The following is a 21,901-nucleotide window of genomic DNA, read 5'->3' as shown; positions in this document are numbered from 1 at the left end:
TAATACCCTATTTGTTTAATAATATTTAGAAATAATGAAAGCATTACACATTACATTTCGATACGGAAAAGATATTTGCGGAGGGGCGGAACTTTATTTCAGGCACATTTCTGAGGAACTTTCAAAGCGCGGTGTCGATGTCGATATCTGTACCACGCAATCCCACACACTTACACCATTCATAAAATCGGGAACAGCGTTTGATAATAGTCTTGAAAATGAAACAATTAACAATATTAAAGTTTTTAGATTTCCGGTTAAGCACCAGAACCGGTATCTTTCATTCTTTTTTGAAAAAATAATCCAAAAACAACTGGACAAAGAAGAGTTAGAATCTTCATCTGAAATTCGAAAAATTATTCAAGATTCTTTTTTAGAGAACGGGGGCATTCTTGCTGATGGCTGGAATCAACTGGAACGCTATGGTGATTTTTCTATGCGGTGGACAAAATTCGATGCAGTTTTTATGATTAATGATTCAAACATTTCAAAAATTACTTTTTTATTAAATAATCCAAAAAAGATATTCACGCAAATTGAAGTATCCGCAAATGGGCATTATGAGTGCAGGGATATACAGACAATACATCAATGGGATACCATATCATTTCAACTACCAGACGTTTCAGGTTTGGTTACGGTTAAGGTACATTGCAGGAACGTATGGCATCCGCTCAAGGATTTTCGATCGCTTGGGGTTTCAATTTCTCATATCGAATATGAAACCCCCCCGGGAAAACAAAATGTCGATTTGGAACACGATTACCGGGTTTTTTTGATCAAACAAAAGAAGTACATCCAACTCCTGATGCGCCATGCAAAAACTCGTCCAAAATATTATTCCAGGATGTTTGATTATCTCAGGGGACCGCAGTCTCCGGATATGGAACACTGGTTGGAGAAAAACATTTCAAACTATGATATTGTATTGGCACAGATGTTTCCGTTTAACACAATACATTACTCATTTATTGCGAAAAAATTTAATAAACCCCTCATACTCCTTCCCCTGATGCACGTCGAAGATGAATTTTACCACTGGGGACATTACTATGATATGCTTAAAGAGGCAGATTGTGTTTTTGCGCTTACATCTCATTCAAAAACAGAGGTTTTTGATATTCTTAACGCAAAATGTGTTAACATCGGTGCGGGAATTGAACCGGGAATTTTTTTAAATAGTAACGTCAACGGATCAAGCTTCCGTAAAAAATTCCATCTGGAAACTAAAGAAATAATTTTGACGGTATCCCGAAAGTCATTACAGAAACATTATGACTATCTCATACAATCTATTGATGAAATCCACAATGATCATCCCGATGCGATTTTGGTTATGATCGGTCCGGATGATGATAAAATTCCAATTAACTCAGCAAATGTTATTTATTTAGGAAAAATGAGTGATGAAGATCTTGCCGATGCGTATGATGCATGTGATATCTTTGCAATGATGTCAGACAGCGAGAGTTTTGGCATGGTATTCTGTGAAGCATGGTCCCGAAAGAAACCTGTAATTGGTAACAAAAATTGCGGTGCTGTGGCAACATTAATCGAAGATGGACGGGACGGGCTATTGTGTTTAGATAAACGGGAATTGAATCAGGCCATAATACAATTACTAACGGATAAAAAAATTTCAGTTGAATTAGGAGAAAGAGGGTACCAAAAAGTAATTAAAAATTATACCTGGGATAAGCTCGCGGATCGAATTTTTAATTGTTATAATAAACTTATATCGAGGTAATAATGGTCAATTTAAAGAATTATGCGTTGGTTGATGATTTTTCACACCATAAAGAAGAATTTTCCCGGACATATGAGATCATCAGACAACATACCATATTAGAGAATAAGATGACCCTTAATCTCTGTTCCGGAACCGGCTTGCATACCGGATTTCTGGTTAGAAATGGTGCAAAAGTGATTGGGGTTGATCTCCTGGATTATGAGACGTTATGGGGTGGAAATTTCAAAGAAAAATTACTGGAAATTTTTCAGAATAATGAAGAACCCTTTGATGGTTCAAAATGCCAATTCATCCATATGAATGCAGAGAATCTCTTGTTTAAAGATGAATTGTTCGATTTTGTTTATTGTGTTAACGCCTTTGAACATATTCAGGACCCAAGTAAATCTTTACTTGAAATCTGGAGAGTGTTAAAACCGGGAGGATTTGCATTTATTCAATTTGACCCTCTTTATTATTGTGATACGGGATCTCATATGTTTGATTTTGTTCCGGAACCCTGGGGGCACCTTATTTATTCTAAAGACGAGTATATTCAAAAACTCCGTCTTGCAAATTGTCCCGAAGAAATGATAAACGATTTCAAATCAGGACTTAACCGAAAAAGAAGAAATTATTTTATAAAACTTTTTGCCCTTATGACCGATAAAAAATTAAAAGTATTTGAGAAAAAAGTATCGTATGAATGGTCCGGTGTTGTAAATCCAGAACATTTGCATCATAAAAATTTTGTAGATCTTCAAAAAATGTACTCAAAAGAAGATCTTCTTTTCAGGGGAATGAATGTCTTGTTAAAAAAAGTCTGAAAACAGGTAGTGTACACGAAGTGCTATAAAATCAGCAGCACCTGTACTTGTATTCAGAGAGATCATCTCCCACATCATACATACCGATTACCTGTAACCCATTCCTCATTGATATCAATGAGGAGAGAGACAGCGAATCTTAATAATGACACATCGATCGGGCAATCCCCAAAACCCGTCACCATACTATGAGTTGCACCCAGATAATCAAAGCCATGTCACTCAATTGATAATGGAATGGATATATTTTGTAGAGCAATACCTAAACATCGGGTATCCATGCTGTTATAGGATGCATTGTCAACCGGGCGTTCACATCCCTCTTGATTGATAATATCAAGAGAATTCATCCCTTTGTTTATCTCTATAGGAATAGATAGATTACTATAACTAGGGGCGATAAGGTAAGACCCGATACTCACATTATTTAATGCTATTGAAATGGGTCTCTCTTTTGCAAAGCTAATCGCTGTGAAATTCAGCCACGTAAATCTTGCATTATCCGAGTACACAAGGATGCTCGCATTGTTGCTAATCCAGCGGGAGGGGGTGCCTGCATAGTTTTCAATTCTGTTCCATCCAGTCCCAAGAACCACACCTGTATCGTTTTGCACGGTCTGGTTTTGTCCATAAACAACCAGCGAGTCATCTTCATAGACTTTTGGCAGCAGGGGGTTACATTGAGCAAGATACGATTCGGTCGCCTGCAATTGATCCTCGGACAAATAATTTTTATGTAAAATAATATACCTGATGTTGTAGTAATGTAAAATGGAATTTCCCACATCGGTATCATTTTGATTCACAATATCTTGAGGTACTGACAGATTAAAAGTCAAGTCTCGGATAAATTGTGTGTTTGGTTCAAAATAATATGCAGTTTTGAGAGTCCGTGCAGATTGTCCACCTACGATAGCTTTCCCATGAATTGTCTGATAATAAATAATATTTACTCCGGCAGTATAATTGTCAGTTACGGGAATTTCCAGTAATGCATAATGATCGGGATCCTGCCCGATTTTCTGATAAAATGCTGATGGGTCAATCGGGGATGTAGGATAGGGAACACCCAGGTATTCAAAGAGGATAAATGCACACAGAATGATTACGATAATTATTTTTTTCGTATCATACCTTTTCAGGAGTTCGCTGCAGCCATACCCGGCAAGTACAGCAAATGCCAATGCCGCAACAATGAAAAATCTGCCGGTTGTACGACTGTTCTCAATAAAAGGAACCAGATAGTATAAGATGAGATGGGGGAGGGGCACAGAGATCTTAAACACCGTAAAAACGGTTTCACCATTCACATGGAGAACAGGCCCCATACTCAACAATGAAAAAATTATGGCAATTAATCCCCAGAATCTAGCGGTAATATCCTTTCTGAACACGTATAATCCAAATATCGATAGAAGAAGAACTGTATATCCGATATAGGTTGCATTTTCTGCAGCATTTCCGGTAAAATTTTGATTAACCGGCTCAACCAATCCCCCAAAAACCGGGTGCAAAACCGAAGGTAAAAAGAAACTCATGAGATCTGTTGAATACGTGACTACCTCCGTGGCGTTTGGTTTTAAATAATTACCCTCAGACGATGCAACTTGAATATCAGACATTGTAAGGGGTAGTATAACTGAAAATGCAACTACTCCGATGATCAGATATTTAATAAGAATTGATTTATGGGCTTCAAATTTAAATCCACGATTTGAACTGATGTTAACATAATTTTCATAGATGAACAAAAGTACAATAAAAATTCCCATGAAAACCATGTATTGTGTATCGCTCATTGCAACAAGGATATAGAAAATTCCGGCAAGGATGCAGTTTTTTATTCCACCTTCACGGAACACTTTCATGAAAAAAAGAGCACAAAATGGTATCCACTGGATTGTGGCCGCACCCAGGTGCCCCATTCCATGAAGTAAATGGTAGGGGATAAATGCGAAAATGATCCCTGCAAGGAATGCTGCATAATCATTATGCGTCAAATATCTGACAAGAAGATACGTGCCAAACGCAGCGAGAATAAATGTGAGAAGCCAGAGAAGGGAATAAATAACGTGGATTTGACAGATGGGAAGGAGGACCAGGGTAATTATCTGATTGAATGCTGAAGGAAACGGCGTTACGGGAATACCCGTCGGGTAATAAATCATATTGTTATGGGTCAGCGTTGTAATTTCCGGATGGAAAATTGCGTAATTTGTGTACCAGAGTGTGTCCATCCATTGAAACGCATCCCCGCCCCAACTGGGGATATCTGTCCCAATCGTAAATGCAACCGGATATGTCAGGATTACGGTGAACACAACATACAATAATAGTACTAAGCCGGTCAGTTTCCAGCCAGAAAACATACGTTTAATTTGTGTAAAATCAGGAATTTTCAAGATTATCCTCTTCGGAGTGGCCGTAATTTATAACCAATTATACATAGATGTACGTAAAGTATGATCCGCGAAATAAATAATCTAATCGTACGGTTTGTTGACTTTTCATGATTGCACGTATCCGCCCATATACAAAATATATCGCGCTCATTCTTACTATCATCCTGGTTGCACTCCTTTTAACGCAGGTTTCGCTAAAAGATGTGATCACCACCCTCACACAAATCAATCCGTTGTATTTATTGGCGGGATTTGTGTTATATACCTGCACTTACTTCTTCCGTGCATGGCGCTTTCATGTCCTGCTCAATAATGAAGTTTCCCTTGGAGAGTTGTTCAATATTGAATGCGTGCATAACATGATGAATAACCTGCTTCCGGCACGAACGGGGGAACTGTCGTATGTGTACCTGTTAAAAAAGAAAAACAACCGGACTACCGGAGATGGTCTTGCTACTCTTTTAGTTGCGAGGATTCTTGATTTTATCGGACTTGCGATTATTTTTTTTGTATCGATACTCCTGATAAAGGATGTCCCCGGGATCATAAGGAATGCACTATGGCTTATCGCACTTTTCACCATTGTGGTACTCGTAATTCTGGCTGTGCTGCTCTTTACAGGGAGGGCCGTTCTCGCATTCCTGCAAAAGATTGCTGGAAGATTCCATATCGAAAATAACCGCGTTATAAATTATTTGCTAAAGAAAGGGAATGAAACTGTTGAAAGTCTTGAAAAAATTCAGATTAAAAAAGGGGGATTATTCTTAATAGTTTTATCACTCCTTATCTGGGGTCTGAATTATGTAATGGTGTATCTCCTCATTACAGGGATGAATGTTCAGTTTCCGTTTTTGCTTGTAACGGTAGGTTGCACCTTTATTTTATTAACAACCCTCCTTCCCATACAAGGACTTGGGGGATTTGGAACAACAGAGACGGTCTGGACTCTCGTCTTTGTACCTCTCGGAATGTCTCTTAATGATGCTATCATTTCAGGTTTCTGTTATCATATTATCCTGATATTTTATTTTATAATTCTGGGAATTTACGGCTGGAATAAAACACGTTCTTGATCACTGCCTTTTCATGGCAACCGCTATGATATTTTTTGTAAATATTTTGGTGGTCGTTCTGCCATAAAACAAGAATAACAAACGTAATATGCAGTTTATTACAAAATTCAGGAATTTTGCAATATAATTAAGGGGGTTTCGGGAGAACACATACAGGTCCTGGGGGTAGATCATAATCTGATTAAAACCAGAGATTCGTAAAACCTGGGTCATACTCTCTTCCGTGAACAATAATTCATGGGTGAAATCCATATACCTTGTACTGCTGGCTAATATCGGGTTTGCAGCGTTTGGCACTTTGAGGATCAGCTTTCCCCCCGGGCTGAGCCGTTTATACGCCAGATCAAGAAACTGGAACACTTCGGGCTTTTCGAAGTGTTCAAGTACATCATTCATAATGATTGTATCAAAGAGCTCACTTGTCTCTGCAAGAAAACCGAAGATATCCGCTTGAGTAACGTTAAAATCCCTCTCCCTGCAAAACCGGATATTTTCTTCACAGATGTCAACACCAAGATAGTTATGATATCCTTCCATCTTGAGAAAATTCAGAAAATGCCCCATGCCAGATCCGAGCTCAAGGATACGACTGGCTTTTTGTTGTGGGAGATACGGCAGGTAGTTCTTCTTAAAATATGAATAGTAACGAGAAAACTCCTTTGTATCTCCGGGATGAATATCTTTGAAATGGCTGGAGAGATATGAGTCATAGAGCTGTTTTTTTTCTTTACGATCCAAGGCAGTTCCTCCCACAACAGATAATTGTGATAGTTTATCATTCTCTCGTTATTTAATTGCGGCGAAGATCGGGCGCTCAGTACCATCCCGCATTTCCTAACCCCATTATGGGCTCCCACGTTATGACCACTCGCTATGCTAATTAAGAGGGGGGATAAAGACCTGCCTATCCTCGCTCAAGCACTCTCTCATAGAGGTGGACATACTTCCCGGCAACCCTGCTCCAACCGAACTCACGTTCGACCCGGACCCTCGCCCGCATTGCAAGGTCTCTTTGTAAATCCCGATCATGGAGGAGAGTGAGCAACGCTTCCTGAATTCCCTTTGAATCTTTTTGCCGGACAAGTAACGCAGTATCACCAACAACTTCCGCGCAGCCTGTTGCATCAGAAGTAACGATTGCACACCCCGCAGCCATCGCTTCCATCAGAACCATGGGAAAGTTCTCAGATGACGATGGCAACACAAAGACAGAGGCAGATTCATATTGCCGGATGAGTTGATCTTGTTCGAGATAACCACATAATTTTATTTTATGGCCAAGATTTAGACGTTCAATCTGTCGTTCTAAATATGGCTTGTAGGGACCGTCTCCACATATGGTGTATTCGAACCCTTCAATCCCTGCCATCGCTTCAATGACATACTGTATACCTTTTCTCTCGAAAAGTCTACTTACGGTGAGGATTTTGTTCTCTTTTGTTCGTGGATGATAGGACTCAACTGATAAACCATTTGGAACAATCGCTACCTTTCGTTCACCAAAATTTTTCAGTATTTTCTCTTTGAGATAGATCGAGGGAGACGTTATACAACTGGCCCTGTTCAGTACCATATTTGAAAAAGGTTTGAACAGATGGTGCTGAAACTGAAACCGGTCCGGATTATAGCCCGGAACATCGCTTCCGTGAGTTGTAATAATATAGGGGATTCGTTTGTAATAGAGGCTTGAAACAATTCCCGTGGGAATAATAAAGTGCGTGTGGTTTATATCATAATTATTCTCGTTTAGCAATCCTGGCAAAAAGCGCGCTGCGGAGATAACATATGAAAGCATTTCGTGGGATGTACACATTTCAAGTTTTTTGCGTATACTCTGAACACGGTAAATTTGAACCCCGTGAATGACTTCTTCCCGGGGTAACGTCTTATACCCCATGGTTACGACGTCGACCTCATGCCCCAGATGCACGAGTTCTTCAGCCAGGGATTTTGTAACGGGTGCCGCGCCTCCACCAAGTGGCGGGTACTCGTAATTAAGCATTAAAATTTTCATCAGATAATCTCATCAATCAGATAATTTTTCCGTTCATTCTGACCATAATAAATCCGGAGCAGAATATCGGCAATGATTCCCAACGCAACAAACTGTATCCCAACGACTAACAGCACCAGAGCAACAAGAAACAGCGGTCTGTCGGTGAGCCCGGTCCCAAATAAAATTCGTGATAATCCCAGATACAAGGATAATAGTAAACCAATTCCCCCTATAATCAGACCGGATCCACCAAAAATATGCATTGGTCGAACCGAATACTTTTGCCAGAACGCAATAACAAGAAGATCCAAAAATCCTTTTGTAAGTCGCTTCCAGGTATATTTGCTTTTTCCAAATTCACGCAACCGGTGGTTGGTTTTCACTTCCCCGATACGGTACCCCTTCCAAAGAAGCAAAGCCGGGATATACCGGTGCAATTCTCCGTTTAATTCAATATCTTTGACCGCCTCCTGTTTGTAGACTCGAAGGGTACATCCCGAATCATGAATGGTCTCGCCGGTCAAATATGCCCGAAAAGAATTTGCGAATAGGGAAAATATTTTTTTAAAGAACGGATCTTTTCGATTGTAGCGCCATCCACACACCACATCGTAATCTTCTTTTTCCAGTTTTTCAAGCATTTGTGGGATATCATGGGGATCGTTCTGGAGATCTGCGTCAAGCGTGATGATGATATTCCCCTCAGCCTGATCAAAGCCCGCTTTCATTGCGGCACTTTGTCCAAAATTTTTACGGAATTTTATAATTTTCACATGAGCATCGTGGGCATGTAGTTCTGATAATCTCCGGTATGTCGCATCGGTGGAGCAGTCATCAACAAAAATAATTTTATAGTCACGGTTCAATGTGCAGAGTACGCTTGTCAGTTCTTTGTAGAGGATAGTAACATTTTCCTCTTCATTGTAAGTAGGGATTATCACTGATATGTCGATACCCATTCAATGTACCTCGTTAAACCTTGCTCCAGGGATGTTTTTGGTTTCCATCCGAGTTCTCGTTGAGCTTTTGTGGTGTTTGCATATGTATGTTCAGCATCGCCTTTTTTAGATTCCTTGTACTGTATAATTGATGAGCTTCCCGTTATTTCAATTATTTTTTCTGCCAGTTCCTGAATTGAAACCCTGTGTCCTCCCCCAATATTATACACGCCGTTGCCTTTGACCAGGGATATCAGATTTGCATTGATAATATCATCAATATAGGTAAAATCGCGTGTTTTATCTCCTGTTCCAAATATTGTGAGGGGTTCATTTTTGAGTGCCTGCCGCGTGAAGATATTTATCGCAAGATCTGGTCTCATGCGAGGACCATAGACCGTAAAATATCTCAATGCGACAGATGGCAATCCGTAGAGTTCGGAAAATACTCTGCAATAGTGTTCTGCCATCAACTTAGATACACCATAGGGTGAGACCGGATATGTTGGATGATCTTCATCAAACGGGAGATATTTTACAGTACCGTAAACTGATGATGATGAGGCATAGATAAACCGCTTTATATTTGCCTTTACAGCGGATTCGAGAAGATTCAGTGTCCCGGTTGCATTCACTTCATGGGACTTCAAAGGATTTTCTGTTGATATTGGAACTCCGGCCTGAGCAGCTTCATGAAAAATAACATCAACATCGATGAGAAGTTCATGCAATAATTTTTTGTCCAGAATATCTCCGTGGATTAAGGTAAAACGTTCATTACCCGGAAATGAAGAAATGTTTCGTTCTTTGATTTTCGGATCGTAATAAGGGTCAAAATTATCAAGACAGATTACATCATGTTGTTGATGGAGTAATCGTTCAATAATATGTGAGCCGATGAAACCTGCGCCACCGGTTACGAGATATTTCATATTACTCACTCTTTATGTTTTTCCAACTATAACAAATTCTCGGGTTTTTAGGTGGGTTTGTTAAAAAATTGAGGGATCCTTACTTCAGAATAGAGTGCGATTTGTACCAGATCTATCCCGAAATCAGGTAACAGTTCTCCGGCTTTGTTGTAAATATCGTATATCAACTCCTCCCTGTTCAGCATTGCCACTACTCTCAAACTCTTGCTTAAAGGTTATCAGCCGGGGATTTTTATTCCGCCGAATGTGGGGAATTTTCCACCGCCATACAACTCGCTCTGTTAAAAGGCCGGTTTTCAAATGTATTTTTATTCGGTCCCGTTATTTCGTTGGGTTGTCGCTTAAAAAGACGTAAATTCAGAGCTGGCTGACGGGTTTCACTGGGGGAAGAGTTAATTCCGGAATTGTCGCTGAAACGAGAACAGAAGATCTCAATCTGAAAAAACCCGGGATTGTCTCCACGGTTTTTCGGAACAAAAAAAAGTGATTCTAACTGGGTAAAATTAGTGTTCTGCCCAGCCCTTTGTTGCAACTTTGGGCGTGTCTCCAGTCTTGCCGAATTGGAACTGCTTGTCGGTTGTTGAACTGAAGGTGTAAGCCATGTACCAGTATCCGGTCGAGGGACGGTAAACACCGATCTCTGAGTGACCGGCATTGTTCCAGTCGCCCACGATTGGCGTGTCGCCACTCTTGCCGAACTGTGCCTGGTGGCTAACAGTTGCACTGAAGTCATCATTCAGATACCAGGTTCCGGTCGAGGCACGGAAGACACCAATGCCAGAGGTCCCGGTTACATCCCAGTCTCCGACTACTGGCGTGTCGCCACTCTTGCCGAACTGTGCCTGTTTGTCAGGTGTTGCACTGAAGCTGGTAGTTGCATACCAGGTGCCAGTCGAGGCACGGAAGACACCGACATCAGAATATCCATCAGTGTTGAAGTCACCGACAACAGGTGCGTCGCCGGTCTTCCCGAACTTTACCTGTTTGTCGACGGTTCCATCGAAGTTGTAATTAACATACCATGTGCTTGTGGATGGACGGAAGACACCGATCTCTGAGTGACCGGCCTTATTCCAGTCTCCGACTACTGGCGTGTCGCCGCTCTTGCCGAACGTTACCGTTTTGCCAACGGTTCCATCGCCATTGTAATCGAGATACCAGGTGCCAGTGGATGGACGGAAGACACCAATCTCGGTCTTGCCGGCTCCGTTCCAGTCACCCACTACAGGGATGTCCCCAGTCTTGCCAAATGCTACTGACTTGGTGAGAGTTCCATTGGTATCAGTGAGATACCAGATACCGTTCGAGTTCCGGAATGTACCATATGCTGTGGATACAGTCGGGACTGCAAGATAGGTGTAGGCATTCGTCGAGGTTACAGCACCACCGGTTGTGGTGACTGTGACGTTAACAGCTCCGGCTGCGGTCTGTGCCGGGGTGGTCGCAGTGATTGAAGTAGCGCTGACTACGTTAACATTGGTTGCTGCTACGCTGCCAAAGGTAACTGTTGCTGGTGCGGCAAAGCCTGTCCCAGTGATAGTTACCGGGGTGCCACCAAGAACCGTTCCGTTTACCGGCGAGATGCTGGCAAAGGTCGGGGCTGCTACATAGGTGAAGGTCCCAAATCCAGCGCCATTGGGCGTGTTAACCTGAACGGTAACGGCTCCGGCTACATGAGATGGGGCGGTTGCCGTGATCGTAGTATCGTTAACAAACACCATATTGGTAGCCACTGCACCGCCAAAGGTTACTGTGGTCACACCAGTAAAGCTTGTCCCGGTGATGGTTACATCAGTAGTGCTGTTAGCCATGCCGGCTGCCGGCGAGATACTGGTGATGGTCGGAACTCCAATATAAGTGAATTTAGTGGGACTGGTTGCACTGCCACTGAGTGTGCTGACGGTAACATCAACAGCTCCAGCCGTTGAGGCAGGGCTCCTCGCCTGGATCCAGGTATCGTTAGACATACCAGACCAGTTGGTAGCCGGTATACCGCCAAAGGTTACTAAGGTCACGCCGGTAAGGTTTGTCCCTCTAAGGGTTACCTCGGTACCACCGGAAATCGTGCCGTTCAGCGGTGAGATACTGGTGATAGACGGGCCTGATGCAAAGGTAAAGGCGTCATTTGTAGCGACAAAGCCACCGGTACCTGAGAATGTGGTGATATTAACGGTAGCTTTTCCGGCAACATGCGCCGGAGTGATCGCGGTGATCGAGGTAGCCGTGGAGGTACCAACAATGGTTGCCGCGGTGCTGTTGAAGGTTACGGAGCTTGCGCCGGTAAGGTTTGTCCCGGTGATAGTTACCGTTGTACCGCCATTAACCGTGCCGTTCAGCGGTGAGATTGACGTGAAGGTCGGAGATCCTGCAAAGGTGTACGCATTCTGCTTGGTTATGGCGCCACCAGCTGCATTGACGATAACGTAAACAGTTCCAGCTGAATGTGCAGGGGTTTGCACGGTTAGCTGAGTATCATTGAAAACCGTTAGCGCTGTAGTATTTTGTACATCGCCAAACTTTACCCATGACGTCCCAGTAAATCCTTCCCCGGTAATGTTTACCCATTGGCCACCGTTATCCGAACCCATTGCCGGTGAGACGGTGGTAATGGTCGGGGTTCCCGCGGCATAGGTGAATTTAGCTGTATCGACAGTAGTGCCTGCCGGGGTGGTTACGTTGACATTAACGTCCCCAATTGTACTGCTCGAGGGAACGGTCGCGGTGACCGAAGTACCATCGGAGCTAACTGTCAGTCCTGCGGTTGTGTTCGCCAGGTTACCAAAGTATACTACCTTCGCTGCGGTAAAGTTTTTCCCGGTGATAGTTACCTGGTAACCACCGGCTGTCGAGCCGGTTGTCGGTGAAATGCTGGTGATGTTCGGTAATGGAATATTGTAGGTGAAGTTACCGAAAATATCGGTTGTGTTGCCAGCCATTGTGGTGACATTAACCGGAACCTTAAGGGTGTTGTTCGTCGCCAACCAGTTCGTCCCCGTCGAGAATAGCGGATATGCCGGGCTGGTCACGGTGATCGATGTAGCCGTGGGGGTACCAACAATGGTTGCTGCGGTGTTGTTAAAGTACACTGCACTCGCGGTGGTAAGGTTTGTCCCGGTAATGGTTACCGTAGTACCGCCAAGAACCGTGCCATTGTCTAGCCCGAACCCAGTGTTTGTCGTTGAGACACCGGTAATGTTCGCGAACCCGTAATACTTGAAGACTCCACTGTTGTCTGCCGAGACGCCACCGGGTGTGGTGATATTAACTTTAACCCATCCGGCTACACCGGTCGGGGTAGTCACTTTGACCGAAGTACTAGTAATACTCGTCGGAGTTAACAGTGTCTCGTTAATGTATACCTTCGACGCTCCGGCAAGGTTACCTGTCCCGGTGATGGTTATAACGTCGCCACCTGCAGTCGTGCCGAATGCCGGTGAAACGCCGGTGATCGCCGGGACGTCTTCATAGATAAAGCCAGTTGAGTTAGTTGCACTGCCACCAGGAGTATTGACGATAACACTCACAGTCCCTGCGGCATGAGCCGGGGTGGTCACGGTGATGTTAGAGTTGTCGCCACCAAGTGCGGTTACATTTTGGGTAGTGCCAAAGAGTACCGATGTCGCGCCGGCGAGGTTTGTCCCCGAGATGTTGACCACATCGCCACCGGCTACCTTGCCGTAAGACTGATTGAGTATGGTCACAGTTGGGGCGAGATAATATGTGTAGGCATTGTTCAGGGTTCCAGCGCCATTGGAATTAATGACCTGAACGTTAACGACTCCCGCTCCATGGGCAGGGGTAAACGCGGTGATCGTGGTATCGCTGGTAACATTCACACCGGTAGCCATGTATGCTGCCGTGTCTGATGTTGAATTAAAGTTGATAGTCGTCGTTCCAATGCTCGAAAAGCCAGTCCCGGTGATAGTTACGCTGGTACCACCAAGATTTGTGCCGGCTGTTGGTGAGATGCTGGCAACGGTCACTCCAGCTGCAACTGCAGCTGGAACCACCATCAGCAGGATCATAAGAAGGAAAAATGCCCTAATAGAGGGCTTTGTCAATTTCTCCCCCAATAATCCTTTTACTCTCCAATCCGTTGTGATTAGCGATCTTTTAATAGTCATATAACAACCCTTTCACTTTCATTGGCTTCCAGACGCAATGCACTTCATGACGATCATTATGGTCTTTCAGCACTAGCATCTCATTTTGTGTTACGGGTATTTATACATAACGAAATACTCTCGGTTTAACGCCCTGAAAACCGGCAAAAATGAGCAAGATTACCCCCATCAGGGCCCTCTCGGGACACGACGGGACAAGGGATTTATTTGTATTGCTTTCCCGCCATTGATCCGCCGCGGAAACAGCGGAACACAACATTCATGAACGGGTAGGAACGATCCCTATTTCATATATGAACAATTTGGTATAAAAATGCCGCTGGATTTTTTTATCTGCTGTAGCCCTTTCAGCATTATGTCCATTTTCATGGGAAAACGGGTCCTGAACCAGAAGCTGCCACAAAAGTCCCGGTTGGTAAAAATGCGATATCGCCAGGATATCATTATCAAACCTCTTCGTTCGGTATGGATTTAACTTCGCGCACAGGGATCGCGTTACTTCATACGCGGCCAAAGCACATCAGCCGCAATAAGAAGCGATTGTTTCCCGTGACCCGTATAAGAGCCCATCCGTAGATTTTATGCCAGTTCCGGTACTCCATGTACCCATTTCTCGACCCGGACCCGTATCGCATCATCCTCGTATGATGAGAGCGTCACCCGGTCGCGGGCGAGGTTGATAAAGAACAGTTCGCCACCGGGATCGTGGCATTTCAGGGTCACCGAGAAGAAGTCGGAACCGGGGATGTGCCGGGCCTTCCCGCCATGGGCCGATGTGTTTGCCATGTTGGAGATAACAGCGGCGATACCATACTGGTAGCCATCAATGGAATCATACATATCCAGCCCGTACCCGATCCGTTTCCCCTTTGCGTTCTCATGCACGAATTTCGCAGTGTACATCTCCCGCACCTTTTACCACCTCAAGCGAACCATCCCCACCCGGCCCGGGACCCAAGAGGGGGTACCCCCCATTCATACGAAGGTGGCACCTCCCCACCCCGGGCCATAAAAAGGGGGTGGGGAGGTCAGGCTTTTAAAAAATCGGTCGGGTGGTGAGGTACCTCCTGTTTTTGTGGAGGGGGTACCCCCTTGCCAGAAGAGAGAGTCCGACCCCCTGCGCATCAGCCCGAAAAATTATGTTTTCAGAAGATAACTCCACGCGAAATACGAGCTGCGGAGGTGCAATCAAAAGGGGGGGAGCCCCCCTTATGTGCCCGGCAAGGAAAGAAGGGGGGTCTGGCTTTTAAAGAAGTGGTCGGGGGGAGGGGTACCTCCCGTTTTTCTAGAGACGGGATGTGGCCACCCCGGGCTGGCATGAAGGGGTACCCCCCAGGGGCCTGGAATCATTTCGGAAAATCCCATCAAAAATCCCGTCAAAAATCCAGGCAGGTTCGTGGAGGACGATTTAGAAAAGTACTGATTATGGACACCCGATACGATCTTCTGGAGAGCCACCGGTTGATCCACGAGTCCCTGAACTTATGTTCGCTTATCCCGATCAGAAACAAAAATACATAAACGAATCTTTCGGGCATTACCGAAGAAGAAGCGCCCACGCATTTGATCGGGACAAATATCATCAGAAAAACAAGGTCAAAATAGTATTTCCAATCCTTAAACGAAGGTTCTGATAATCGCCGAATGCAAGAAAATACCGGCTCGAAGTAAGGGAGATTAAAATCAACGTGATTCTCTGTAATCCCTCAAGAATGATCCCAATATTTGTCATTTATATTTACATTATGGGATTCTATAGTTGCTGTTGCACGGTTCGAAAAAAAAATAACCCAATTGTAGAATTCGCATAAAATGGTACGCGTTCTAATAAATTTTCAACGATATTTTAAAGGTCAATTTACACAAATGTAGAATTGAAATGGTCTATGCAACAACCTCTATAGAACCCCCAATATTATTTCTCATGAACTCACGTTCCCGCGACGATTACCGGGAATAGGCTCTCATCGGTACCGCTATTAGAATTTTGATTCGTGAGTGGATGATACGATTAAGTTCTCTTACGCAAAGATTATTTCAAGACTTTACGACCATCGGCATTCTTCAAAAGCCATATATTTTTCTCGGCAAACAACCCACTATTAAAAGATCAGGGGGAGGAACGTCAACTATGGATGATCCAGAACTACATGGAGACGAGATGATTCTTATCCGTACTCCGGGAGTCCGTGTAAAATCGATTCCATTTGAAGCAATTCTCACCAACAAACGAATTATCCTCGTTGACAGGAAAAAAAACCTTTTGCCCCCAAAAGAGATACCACTTGCCACGATCCAGGCCATAGAAGTCGGAGAGAATGCGATCCGAGACTCGTTAATCACGCTTGCCGTGGTCACAAAGACCAAAGGGACAAAGCAGATGGTGCTGACATTCTCCCGCGAAAGTGGTGGAAACCGGGCAAAAGAATGCAACGAATGGGTTCAATTGATAAAGGAGAATAAAACACCCTATCCCGAACGGGTTATCCGTAAGGTTATTCCCGCTCCCGACCCGACAGAAAATGCCGGCCCGGTCTCCCCAAAAAGATTTGAGATTGTCGGATCCCCGTTACCGCCGACGCCCGATGCACGGTACGAGCAGCCTGCAAAACCACAGCCGGTTAAAAGAGTAGAAGCACATCCGGAAGTATCATGGCAGGCCCCTGCCCCTGTACCGTCTCCTGCACCGGCTCCCGCACCAACATCCGATTCGATACTCGGTATCTATTGTACCCGATGCGGTGCGAGGGTAACGGAGGATTCCGGTTTCTGCAACAAGTGCGGCTCCCGTATTATACGCCCGACAGAAATACCTCAGGTTCCGGTCGTCAAACCCACACCCGCTGCATATGTGCAGACGGCAAAAACAGAGTGGCCAATTGATCAGGAGCGCGCGTACAGTGAACCCCCTGTCGAACGCCCATCCGTAACAGTTCCCCGGGATTCCCAGCGTACAGCCCCGCGGGAACCGGTTCCAGTACCGGAACAACCAGCGGTAGCCCCTGAACCAGTGCAGCCGCAAAAAAGATTCATATCCCGGCTCGATTCTCCCGAGGATAATTTCCCGCCATCGCGTGCTCCCGGGTTAATGCCCCCCGCAAATCCCCGGAGCAGAAAGAAACTGGTTTTAGCCGTGGTTATCGTTATTATCATCATTATAGCGGTTGTGGCAGTCGTCGTTTTCCTGCCAAATCAGGGATCCCCCGGGAGCATCCTGCCAGCGTTCAACAGTTCAGGAAATTCAACAACGGCAACACCACCAGCGATGATAAACCAGGCAGCATCTATCATGACATCGGTGACAGAGAAGGTCACGATATCCCCGAGCTGATCATTACCGGGAACGTAATGGTTGTCCGGTATGAGATCCCCCTCAATAAAAAACCGGAATGGGAGGGAGGGGGCAATCTCCCCGGTTTGTACTTGATGGGGGTACTCCTCATGACCCGGTTTTTTTCGTGGCGCTGGTTCTCTATTTAGATAAGCCTCCCGGGATTGCCTTTAAATGAACAGGGAATTTTTAGCCAGCATGGGCTCCGTGCCTGCTTTTGGGGTGTTTACCTGCATCTGCCAGTCACTCCTCTTCATGGAGAAACAGTATGATGTGAAAAGAGTTCCTGAAACCCTATATCTCCGGCGGTACCAAACGACCGATCATTCCCGGCCTGAAGATCTCCCGGCACCAGTCCCGGGATATTTTTCACGCTTGAAAAATCCTCATACCGTGTCACGTGTTTGACATTCCAACCTCTGTGCCATGGACAAATGATAGAACTCCAAAGAGAGCCATAAATTGATCGGGAATACGCTCAACTCCTCTTCTCGTATTCTGATCGAAAAAAAAGGTGATTCTGACCGGTATCTTTACGCCCAGTGTCCCGCTACTGGCGAGTCCCCGCTCTTCCCGAACTTTACCGTTTTGTCGACCGTTCCATCGAAGTTATAATCCAGATACCAGGTGCCCGTCGAGGGTCGGAATACACCGATCTCTGAGTTCCCGGCTCCATTCCAGTCACCGGCAACCGCCAGATCCCCGCTCTTCCCGAACTTTACCGTTTTGTCGACCGTTCCGTCGAAGTTATAATCAAGATACCAGTACCCGGTCGAGGGTCGGAACACGCCGATCTCTGAGTTTCCGGCTCCGTTCCAGTCCCCGGCAACCGCCGGGTCACCACTCTTCCCGAACTTTACCGTTTTGTCAACCGTTCCGTCGAAATTATAATCCAGATACCAGTACCCGGTCGATGAACGGAACACGCCGATCTCTGAGTTTCCGGCTCCGTTCCAGTCCCCGGCAACCGCCAGGTCCCCGCTCTTCCCGAACTTTGCCGTTTTGTCAACCGTTCCGTCGAAATTATAATCCAGATACCAGTATCCGGTCGATGAACGGAACACGCCGATCTCTGAGTTCCCGGCTCCGTTCCAGTCCCCGGCAACCGCTGTGTCCCCGTTCTTCCCAAACTTTACCTGTTTGTCAACCGTTCCGTCGAAGTTATAATCCAGGTACCAGATGCCCGTCGAGGGTCGGAATACACCGATAGTAGCCACGCTGTGATCTGCCAGAGTAGTGGTGTATCCCTTAACGCACACATTCGCATTCGTAACCGCACTCGTCATATCGGTCCATGTCGAACCATCGGGGCTGATGTAACTCTGGCCGGCAGATGCAGTCGCATGACTTGAGTACCCTTCAAGGGGATATTCAACAGGAATCGGCCAATTATATCCCGGTGTCGTCACCAAAACAACAATGGAAAATTTCTGTCCCGATGAAAGGGCGACTGCCGGCACCGTCACCGTACGATATCCCGGTGATGAAAGTGTCCCGGACGTCTGTGCTGCATATCCTGATGTGTTGACCGGCCCGCTGTTGGGATCGAGATAAATGCTCACCGTGTATGCGGTGTTGGTAGTCGGGGTAAAGAACTCGACGGCCTTGAGGGTCTCAGTTGAGTTGGACGTGAAAACATTTGCATAATAGGCACTTGTTTTACTATATCCAACACTATCAACCCTGCCCAGGGGATCGTAACTGTATTCTTGGTTGTAATCGGATGTCGATTCGCCGGTAAACGCTGCGCAATAATTACCGACAGTCAGATCATAATACGAGATATAGAAATACCCCTCGTCCCCAAATGCCGTACCCCATGAATTTTTCACAATAAACGCACCGTCACCGGGAGGCTGGGTTACAAAGTTGGTCCTGCTGTAGGTGTCATCCCATCCGACAAGGGTAATAAGATGATTGGTAGCGGCAGTTCCTGAATTATAGAATGCAGTAGTCGAGGGATTGTAATAGGAATCATCCCAATAGATACCCGCCGCCACAGCACCCCACGTAGTCAGGGCATATTTTATATTGTCGTTATCGGTTGAGCTGGCCCGTTCAGGCAGGAAATACACATTCTGAACGTGTTTAACCGGGGACAGGCCACCGGGGGATATCCCGGAGACATCATTGTAGGGATCATCTGATTCCCTGACCGGGCCGCTCCACCGGGTAAAGTATGCCGCGGACATATAGGAATTACCTCCTCCGTCCCAATTCCGGTCAAATCCATCCGTATAGGTGCTGGCAAGGGTATTTTTAAGATTATTTTCTGAAAAATCCCAGGATTCATTCGTAAGGAAAGACGACTCAAGCGAGGCGACCGATGCAAATGCCCAGCATGCACCAGCTTTACCCTGATCTTTTACCGAAGTGACTTTCCCAAGCGCCTTTAGATCATAAGAGGCAGGATAGGTACCCCGGTTGCTCTGGATTCCGTTATCCGGCCCGATATGCTGGCCGGCAGTATATGCGAGCGATACCGGAGACGGGATAGAGCCCTCCACAAATACATGTGTGGATCCATTATTCAGAACAACTGACGCCATCGTCCGTGTCGTGGATTTTAGTTTTGAGCGGTTCAGGTACTCCGCAAATTCGGGATTTTCCGGGGCGACAAATAATCCACCGGACAAAGCTTTGCCGGTTATCTGATCCGAACCGATGGCGGATGCATCCCTCGAAGAGGCAGATGTTGAGATTTGCACGGGGGTATCATTTTGCGTTATTGTGAATGATGAGGTAGTTTCCACGAGGGTTAATGCGGTTGGCGTCGCGGTTATTGATTCTGATGCCATTTGTACTGTAGTCACATTTACCGGTATACTTGATGGAGAAAACGCAGTCACGGGATCCTGAACGGCAATTGTTGTCACGGAACTGGAGTCAGCACATACTCCAGCCCCGAACAGCACAGTCACCATCAGAAAAAGAACGAGACTTGCATAGATCCTGGGAGACAGAGGGGGAAGGATCATAATGGCATATCATTTTTTTTTAGAAATATAAAGGTTGCCCAATGATTCCCCTTCCGAGGATCGCACACTGATATCACGTCCTTGTAAAGATGCAGGAACTCTTTTTAAAAAACGGGAGAATGTGCCCGGGTCTTAAAAACACCGGGAAAAATCCCGACAGTTCCCCTCACATATGCAGCAAATACGGCAGCATGATCAGCGATATCAATGCCACGATCATCACGTAGCTGACCGCCCCGACCACGTATCCCGAATATTTTATGAGCCCGCGCCGGTCAAGGATCCGGTCGACACCCTCCTTGAAGATGTAGCCGCCATCCAGCGGAACCATCGGGATCGCGTTGAAGATCCCCACGTTGATATTGATCCACGCACACCAGAAGAGGAGGTGGATCAGTTCCCAGAACCCGACAAAGGGAGCCTGGTAATACGAAGTATCCGGTGTATCGAACGCGAGAATGCGGAGGTACTGGGATCCATCACCACTGGCAAAGGGAACTATCAAAAATTGCAGGAATCCAATCGGTGACAGCATCGTTCCGACTGCGGTCTTTACGGCTACACCATCGTAATACTGGACCCCCATGAAACCGCTCGTCTGGTTGTTGCTGTAATCCGTCGGCCACGCGGCAAGCGTAAGTTTGTAATCCGATGCAATCCCGTCTTTTGCCGTCGTCAGGGTGACCGCATCCCCCGGTTTTGTGGTGTTGAGGATTGCGGACACATCAGCCCGGGTGGCAACCGGTTCCCCGTTGATCGCCGTCACCACCGAACCCTGCGGCACGCTCGCGTTATCCGCAGGATATCCTTTGTAAATCCCGTGAATCGCCGGCTGGGTTGCCGGCACTACCATACCAAACACCAGGATCAACAGCACAAAGCAGGAGAAACCAACGACAAGGTTATTGGTGATCCCGGCGCCGAACATCCGCACCTTGGGCATCCCTTTTTTCTGTTCGAGTTCCGCATCGTCAGGCTCGACAAAAAATCCGATCGGGATCACCGCGATGAGCACGCCCATTCCTTTGACCTTGATGTCCTCTACCCTGCAGAGGATTGCATGCCCGAACTCGTGAACCACAATGGTGATAATAAACGCAAGCCAGACTGCAAACGTTGAGGGAACATAATCGTTGATCCCGGGAAGCAGGAGGATATTCTGGGGCTCGTAAATCCCGGTTGGCTCAGGCCTGAGCATCAGCGTGTACCGGACCGAGAGAAAAACCATGACTGTGATAAAAACTGAAACGATGATGACCGCGATGACACCGATCGTCCCGTAGATCCGGAAAAATGTGCGCAGTGCGGTAAATTTATCGAAAAATTTGACCCGGTTGGTCTTTATTGCCATGATCGGGCCGTAGAAAATAATATGATCGGCCCAGATTTTTCGGGAATGAATATAATACGCTGCGATGGCGTAGATGGCCACAAGGGCAATCAGGATAAGGATCCAGTCCATCCATATCTGTTGGACTGGGGAACCACATAAAGGAATGGTGGCGTAAAAAGATTCACAACGGTGGCTCCATATAACCAGAGATACGCCAACCTGATTCACTCTGGAATTT

The 21,901-nt window shown here is 45.7% G+C and carries 13 protein-coding genes; 4 read left to right on the top strand and 9 right to left on the bottom strand.

Annotated elements, in window-relative coordinates:
- Positions 1 to 34 precede the first annotated feature (34 nt).
- Both WCX19_RS07690 and WCX19_RS07685 read left to right on the top strand, forming a co-directional pair.
- Positions 35 to 1,747, top strand: a complete 1,713-nt coding sequence (locus WCX19_RS07690; protein ID WP_373006798.1) for a glycosyltransferase family 4 protein — start codon at positions 35 to 37, stop codon at positions 1,745 to 1,747.
- Positions 1,748 to 1,749: 2 nt separating this feature from the next.
- Positions 1,750 to 2,556 carry a methyltransferase domain-containing protein gene (locus WCX19_RS07685; protein WP_373006796.1) on the top strand — a complete coding sequence of 269 codons (807 nt, stop codon included), beginning with the start codon at positions 1,750 to 1,752 and terminating at the stop codon, positions 2,554 to 2,556.
- Between the two features lie 218 nt (positions 2,557 to 2,774).
- Here the strand turns inward: WCX19_RS07685 and WCX19_RS07680 are convergent, their stop codons facing one another.
- Positions 2,775 to 4,958, bottom strand: coding sequence for a hypothetical protein (locus tag WCX19_RS07680; protein WP_373006794.1), 2,184 nt, complete (start codon positions 4,956 to 4,958; stop codon positions 2,775 to 2,777).
- 107 nt (positions 4,959 to 5,065) lie between these two features.
- Here WCX19_RS07680 and WCX19_RS07675 point away from each other — a divergent pair, with 107 nt between their 5' ends.
- Positions 5,066 to 6,031: a lysylphosphatidylglycerol synthase transmembrane domain-containing protein gene (locus WCX19_RS07675; protein WP_373006792.1), complete on the top strand. Its 966-nt coding sequence runs from the start codon at positions 5,066 to 5,068 to the stop codon at positions 6,029 to 6,031.
- On the opposite strand, the gene WCX19_RS07670 is transcribed toward WCX19_RS07675, so the two are convergent.
- The 6 genes from WCX19_RS07670 to WCX19_RS07645 all read right to left on the bottom strand — a co-directional run bounded on the left by WCX19_RS07670 (position 6,032) and on the right by WCX19_RS07645 (position 14,924).
- On the bottom strand, positions 6,032 to 6,784 hold the full coding sequence (locus tag WCX19_RS07670) for a class I SAM-dependent methyltransferase (protein ID WP_373006791.1): 753 nt from the start codon (positions 6,782 to 6,784) through the stop codon (positions 6,032 to 6,034). It abuts the gene before it with no gap.
- Positions 6,785 to 6,935: 151 nt separating this feature from the next.
- Positions 6,936 to 8,045, bottom strand: coding sequence for a glycosyltransferase family 4 protein (locus WCX19_RS07665; RefSeq protein WP_373006789.1), 1,110 nt, complete (start codon positions 8,043 to 8,045; stop codon positions 6,936 to 6,938).
- A complete protein-coding gene (locus WCX19_RS07660; RefSeq protein WP_373006787.1) occupies positions 8,045 to 8,986 on the bottom strand; it encodes a glycosyltransferase family 2 protein in 942 nt (313 codons plus the stop codon). Before WCX19_RS07660 ends, WCX19_RS07665 begins: the two co-directional genes overlap by 1 nt.
- On the bottom strand, positions 8,965 to 9,897 hold the full coding sequence (locus WCX19_RS07655; RefSeq protein WP_373006785.1) for an SDR family oxidoreductase: 933 nt from the start codon (positions 9,895 to 9,897) through the stop codon (positions 8,965 to 8,967). Before WCX19_RS07655 ends, WCX19_RS07660 begins: the two co-directional genes overlap by 22 nt.
- Positions 9,898 to 10,400: 503 nt before the next feature.
- Positions 10,401 to 13,910 carry a beta strand repeat-containing protein gene (locus WCX19_RS07650; protein WP_373006783.1) on the bottom strand — a complete coding sequence of 1,170 codons (3,510 nt, stop codon included), beginning with the start codon at positions 13,908 to 13,910 and terminating at the stop codon, positions 10,401 to 10,403.
- Between the two features lie 690 nt (positions 13,911 to 14,600).
- Positions 14,601 to 14,924, bottom strand: coding sequence for a hypothetical protein (locus WCX19_RS07645; protein ID WP_373006781.1), 324 nt, complete (start codon positions 14,922 to 14,924; stop codon positions 14,601 to 14,603).
- Between the two features lie 1,228 nt (positions 14,925 to 16,152).
- Here WCX19_RS07645 and WCX19_RS07640 point away from each other — a divergent pair.
- The gene (locus WCX19_RS07640) at positions 16,153 to 17,352 is read left to right on the top strand and encodes a zinc-ribbon domain-containing protein (RefSeq protein ID WP_373006779.1); all 1,200 of its coding nucleotides are present in this window, start codon (positions 16,153 to 16,155) and stop codon (positions 17,350 to 17,352) included.
- A gap of 533 nt (positions 17,353 to 17,885) precedes the next feature.
- Here WCX19_RS07640 and WCX19_RS07635 read toward each other — a convergent pair.
- Together WCX19_RS07635 and WCX19_RS07630 are read right to left on the bottom strand one after the other, a co-directional pair.
- A complete protein-coding gene (locus tag WCX19_RS07635; RefSeq protein WP_373006777.1) occupies positions 17,886 to 20,150 on the bottom strand; it encodes a lectin like domain-containing protein in 2,265 nt (754 codons plus the stop codon).
- 346 nt (positions 20,151 to 20,496) lie between these two features.
- A complete protein-coding gene (locus tag WCX19_RS07630; protein ID WP_373006775.1) occupies positions 20,497 to 21,792 on the bottom strand; it encodes a site-2 protease family protein in 1,296 nt (431 codons plus the stop codon).
- Positions 21,793 to 21,901 lie beyond the last annotated feature (109 nt).

The sequence above is a fragment of the Methanoregula sp. genome (assembly GCF_041663825.1).
GTDB lineage: Archaea > Halobacteriota > Methanomicrobia > Methanomicrobiales > Methanospirillaceae > Methanoregula.
Note: the sequence above shows the minus strand (reverse complement) of the source record. Positions and strands in the feature narration are given on the sequence as shown.

Excerpts from the sequence above, each read along its gene's own strand:
- WCX19_RS07675 (WP_373006792.1), top strand. The coding sequence starts at position 5,066 with ATGATTGCACGTATCCGCCCATATACAAAATATATCGCGCTCATTCTT.
- WCX19_RS07660 (WP_373006787.1), bottom strand. The coding sequence starts at position 8,986 with ATGGGTATCGACATATCAGTGATAATCCCTACTTACAATGAAGAGGAA.
- WCX19_RS07655 (WP_373006785.1), bottom strand. The coding sequence starts at position 9,897 with ATGAAATATCTCGTAACCGGTGGCGCAGGTTTCATCGGCTCACATATT.
- WCX19_RS07650 (WP_373006783.1), bottom strand. The coding sequence starts at position 13,910 with ATGGTGGTTCCAGCTGCAGTTGCAGCTGGAGTGACCGTTGCCAGCATC.
- WCX19_RS07645 (WP_373006781.1), bottom strand. The coding sequence starts at position 14,924 with ATGTACACTGCGAAATTCGTGCATGAGAACGCAAAGGGGAAACGGATC.
- WCX19_RS07630 (WP_373006775.1), bottom strand. The coding sequence starts at position 21,792 with ATGGACTGGATCCTTATCCTGATTGCCCTTGTGGCCATCTACGCCATC.
- WCX19_RS07690 (WP_373006798.1), top strand. The coding sequence starts at position 35 with ATGAAAGCATTACACATTACATTTCGATACGGAAAAGATATTTGCGGA.
- WCX19_RS07665 (WP_373006789.1), bottom strand. The coding sequence starts at position 8,045 with ATGAAAATTTTAATGCTTAATTACGAGTACCCGCCACTTGGTGGAGGC.
- WCX19_RS07685 (WP_373006796.1), top strand. The coding sequence starts at position 1,750 with ATGGTCAATTTAAAGAATTATGCGTTGGTTGATGATTTTTCACACCAT.
- WCX19_RS07635 (WP_373006777.1), bottom strand. The coding sequence starts at position 20,150 with ATGGCATCAGAATCAATAACCGCGACGCCAACCGCATTAACCCTCGTG.
- WCX19_RS07640 (WP_373006779.1), top strand. The coding sequence starts at position 16,153 with ATGGATGATCCAGAACTACATGGAGACGAGATGATTCTTATCCGTACT.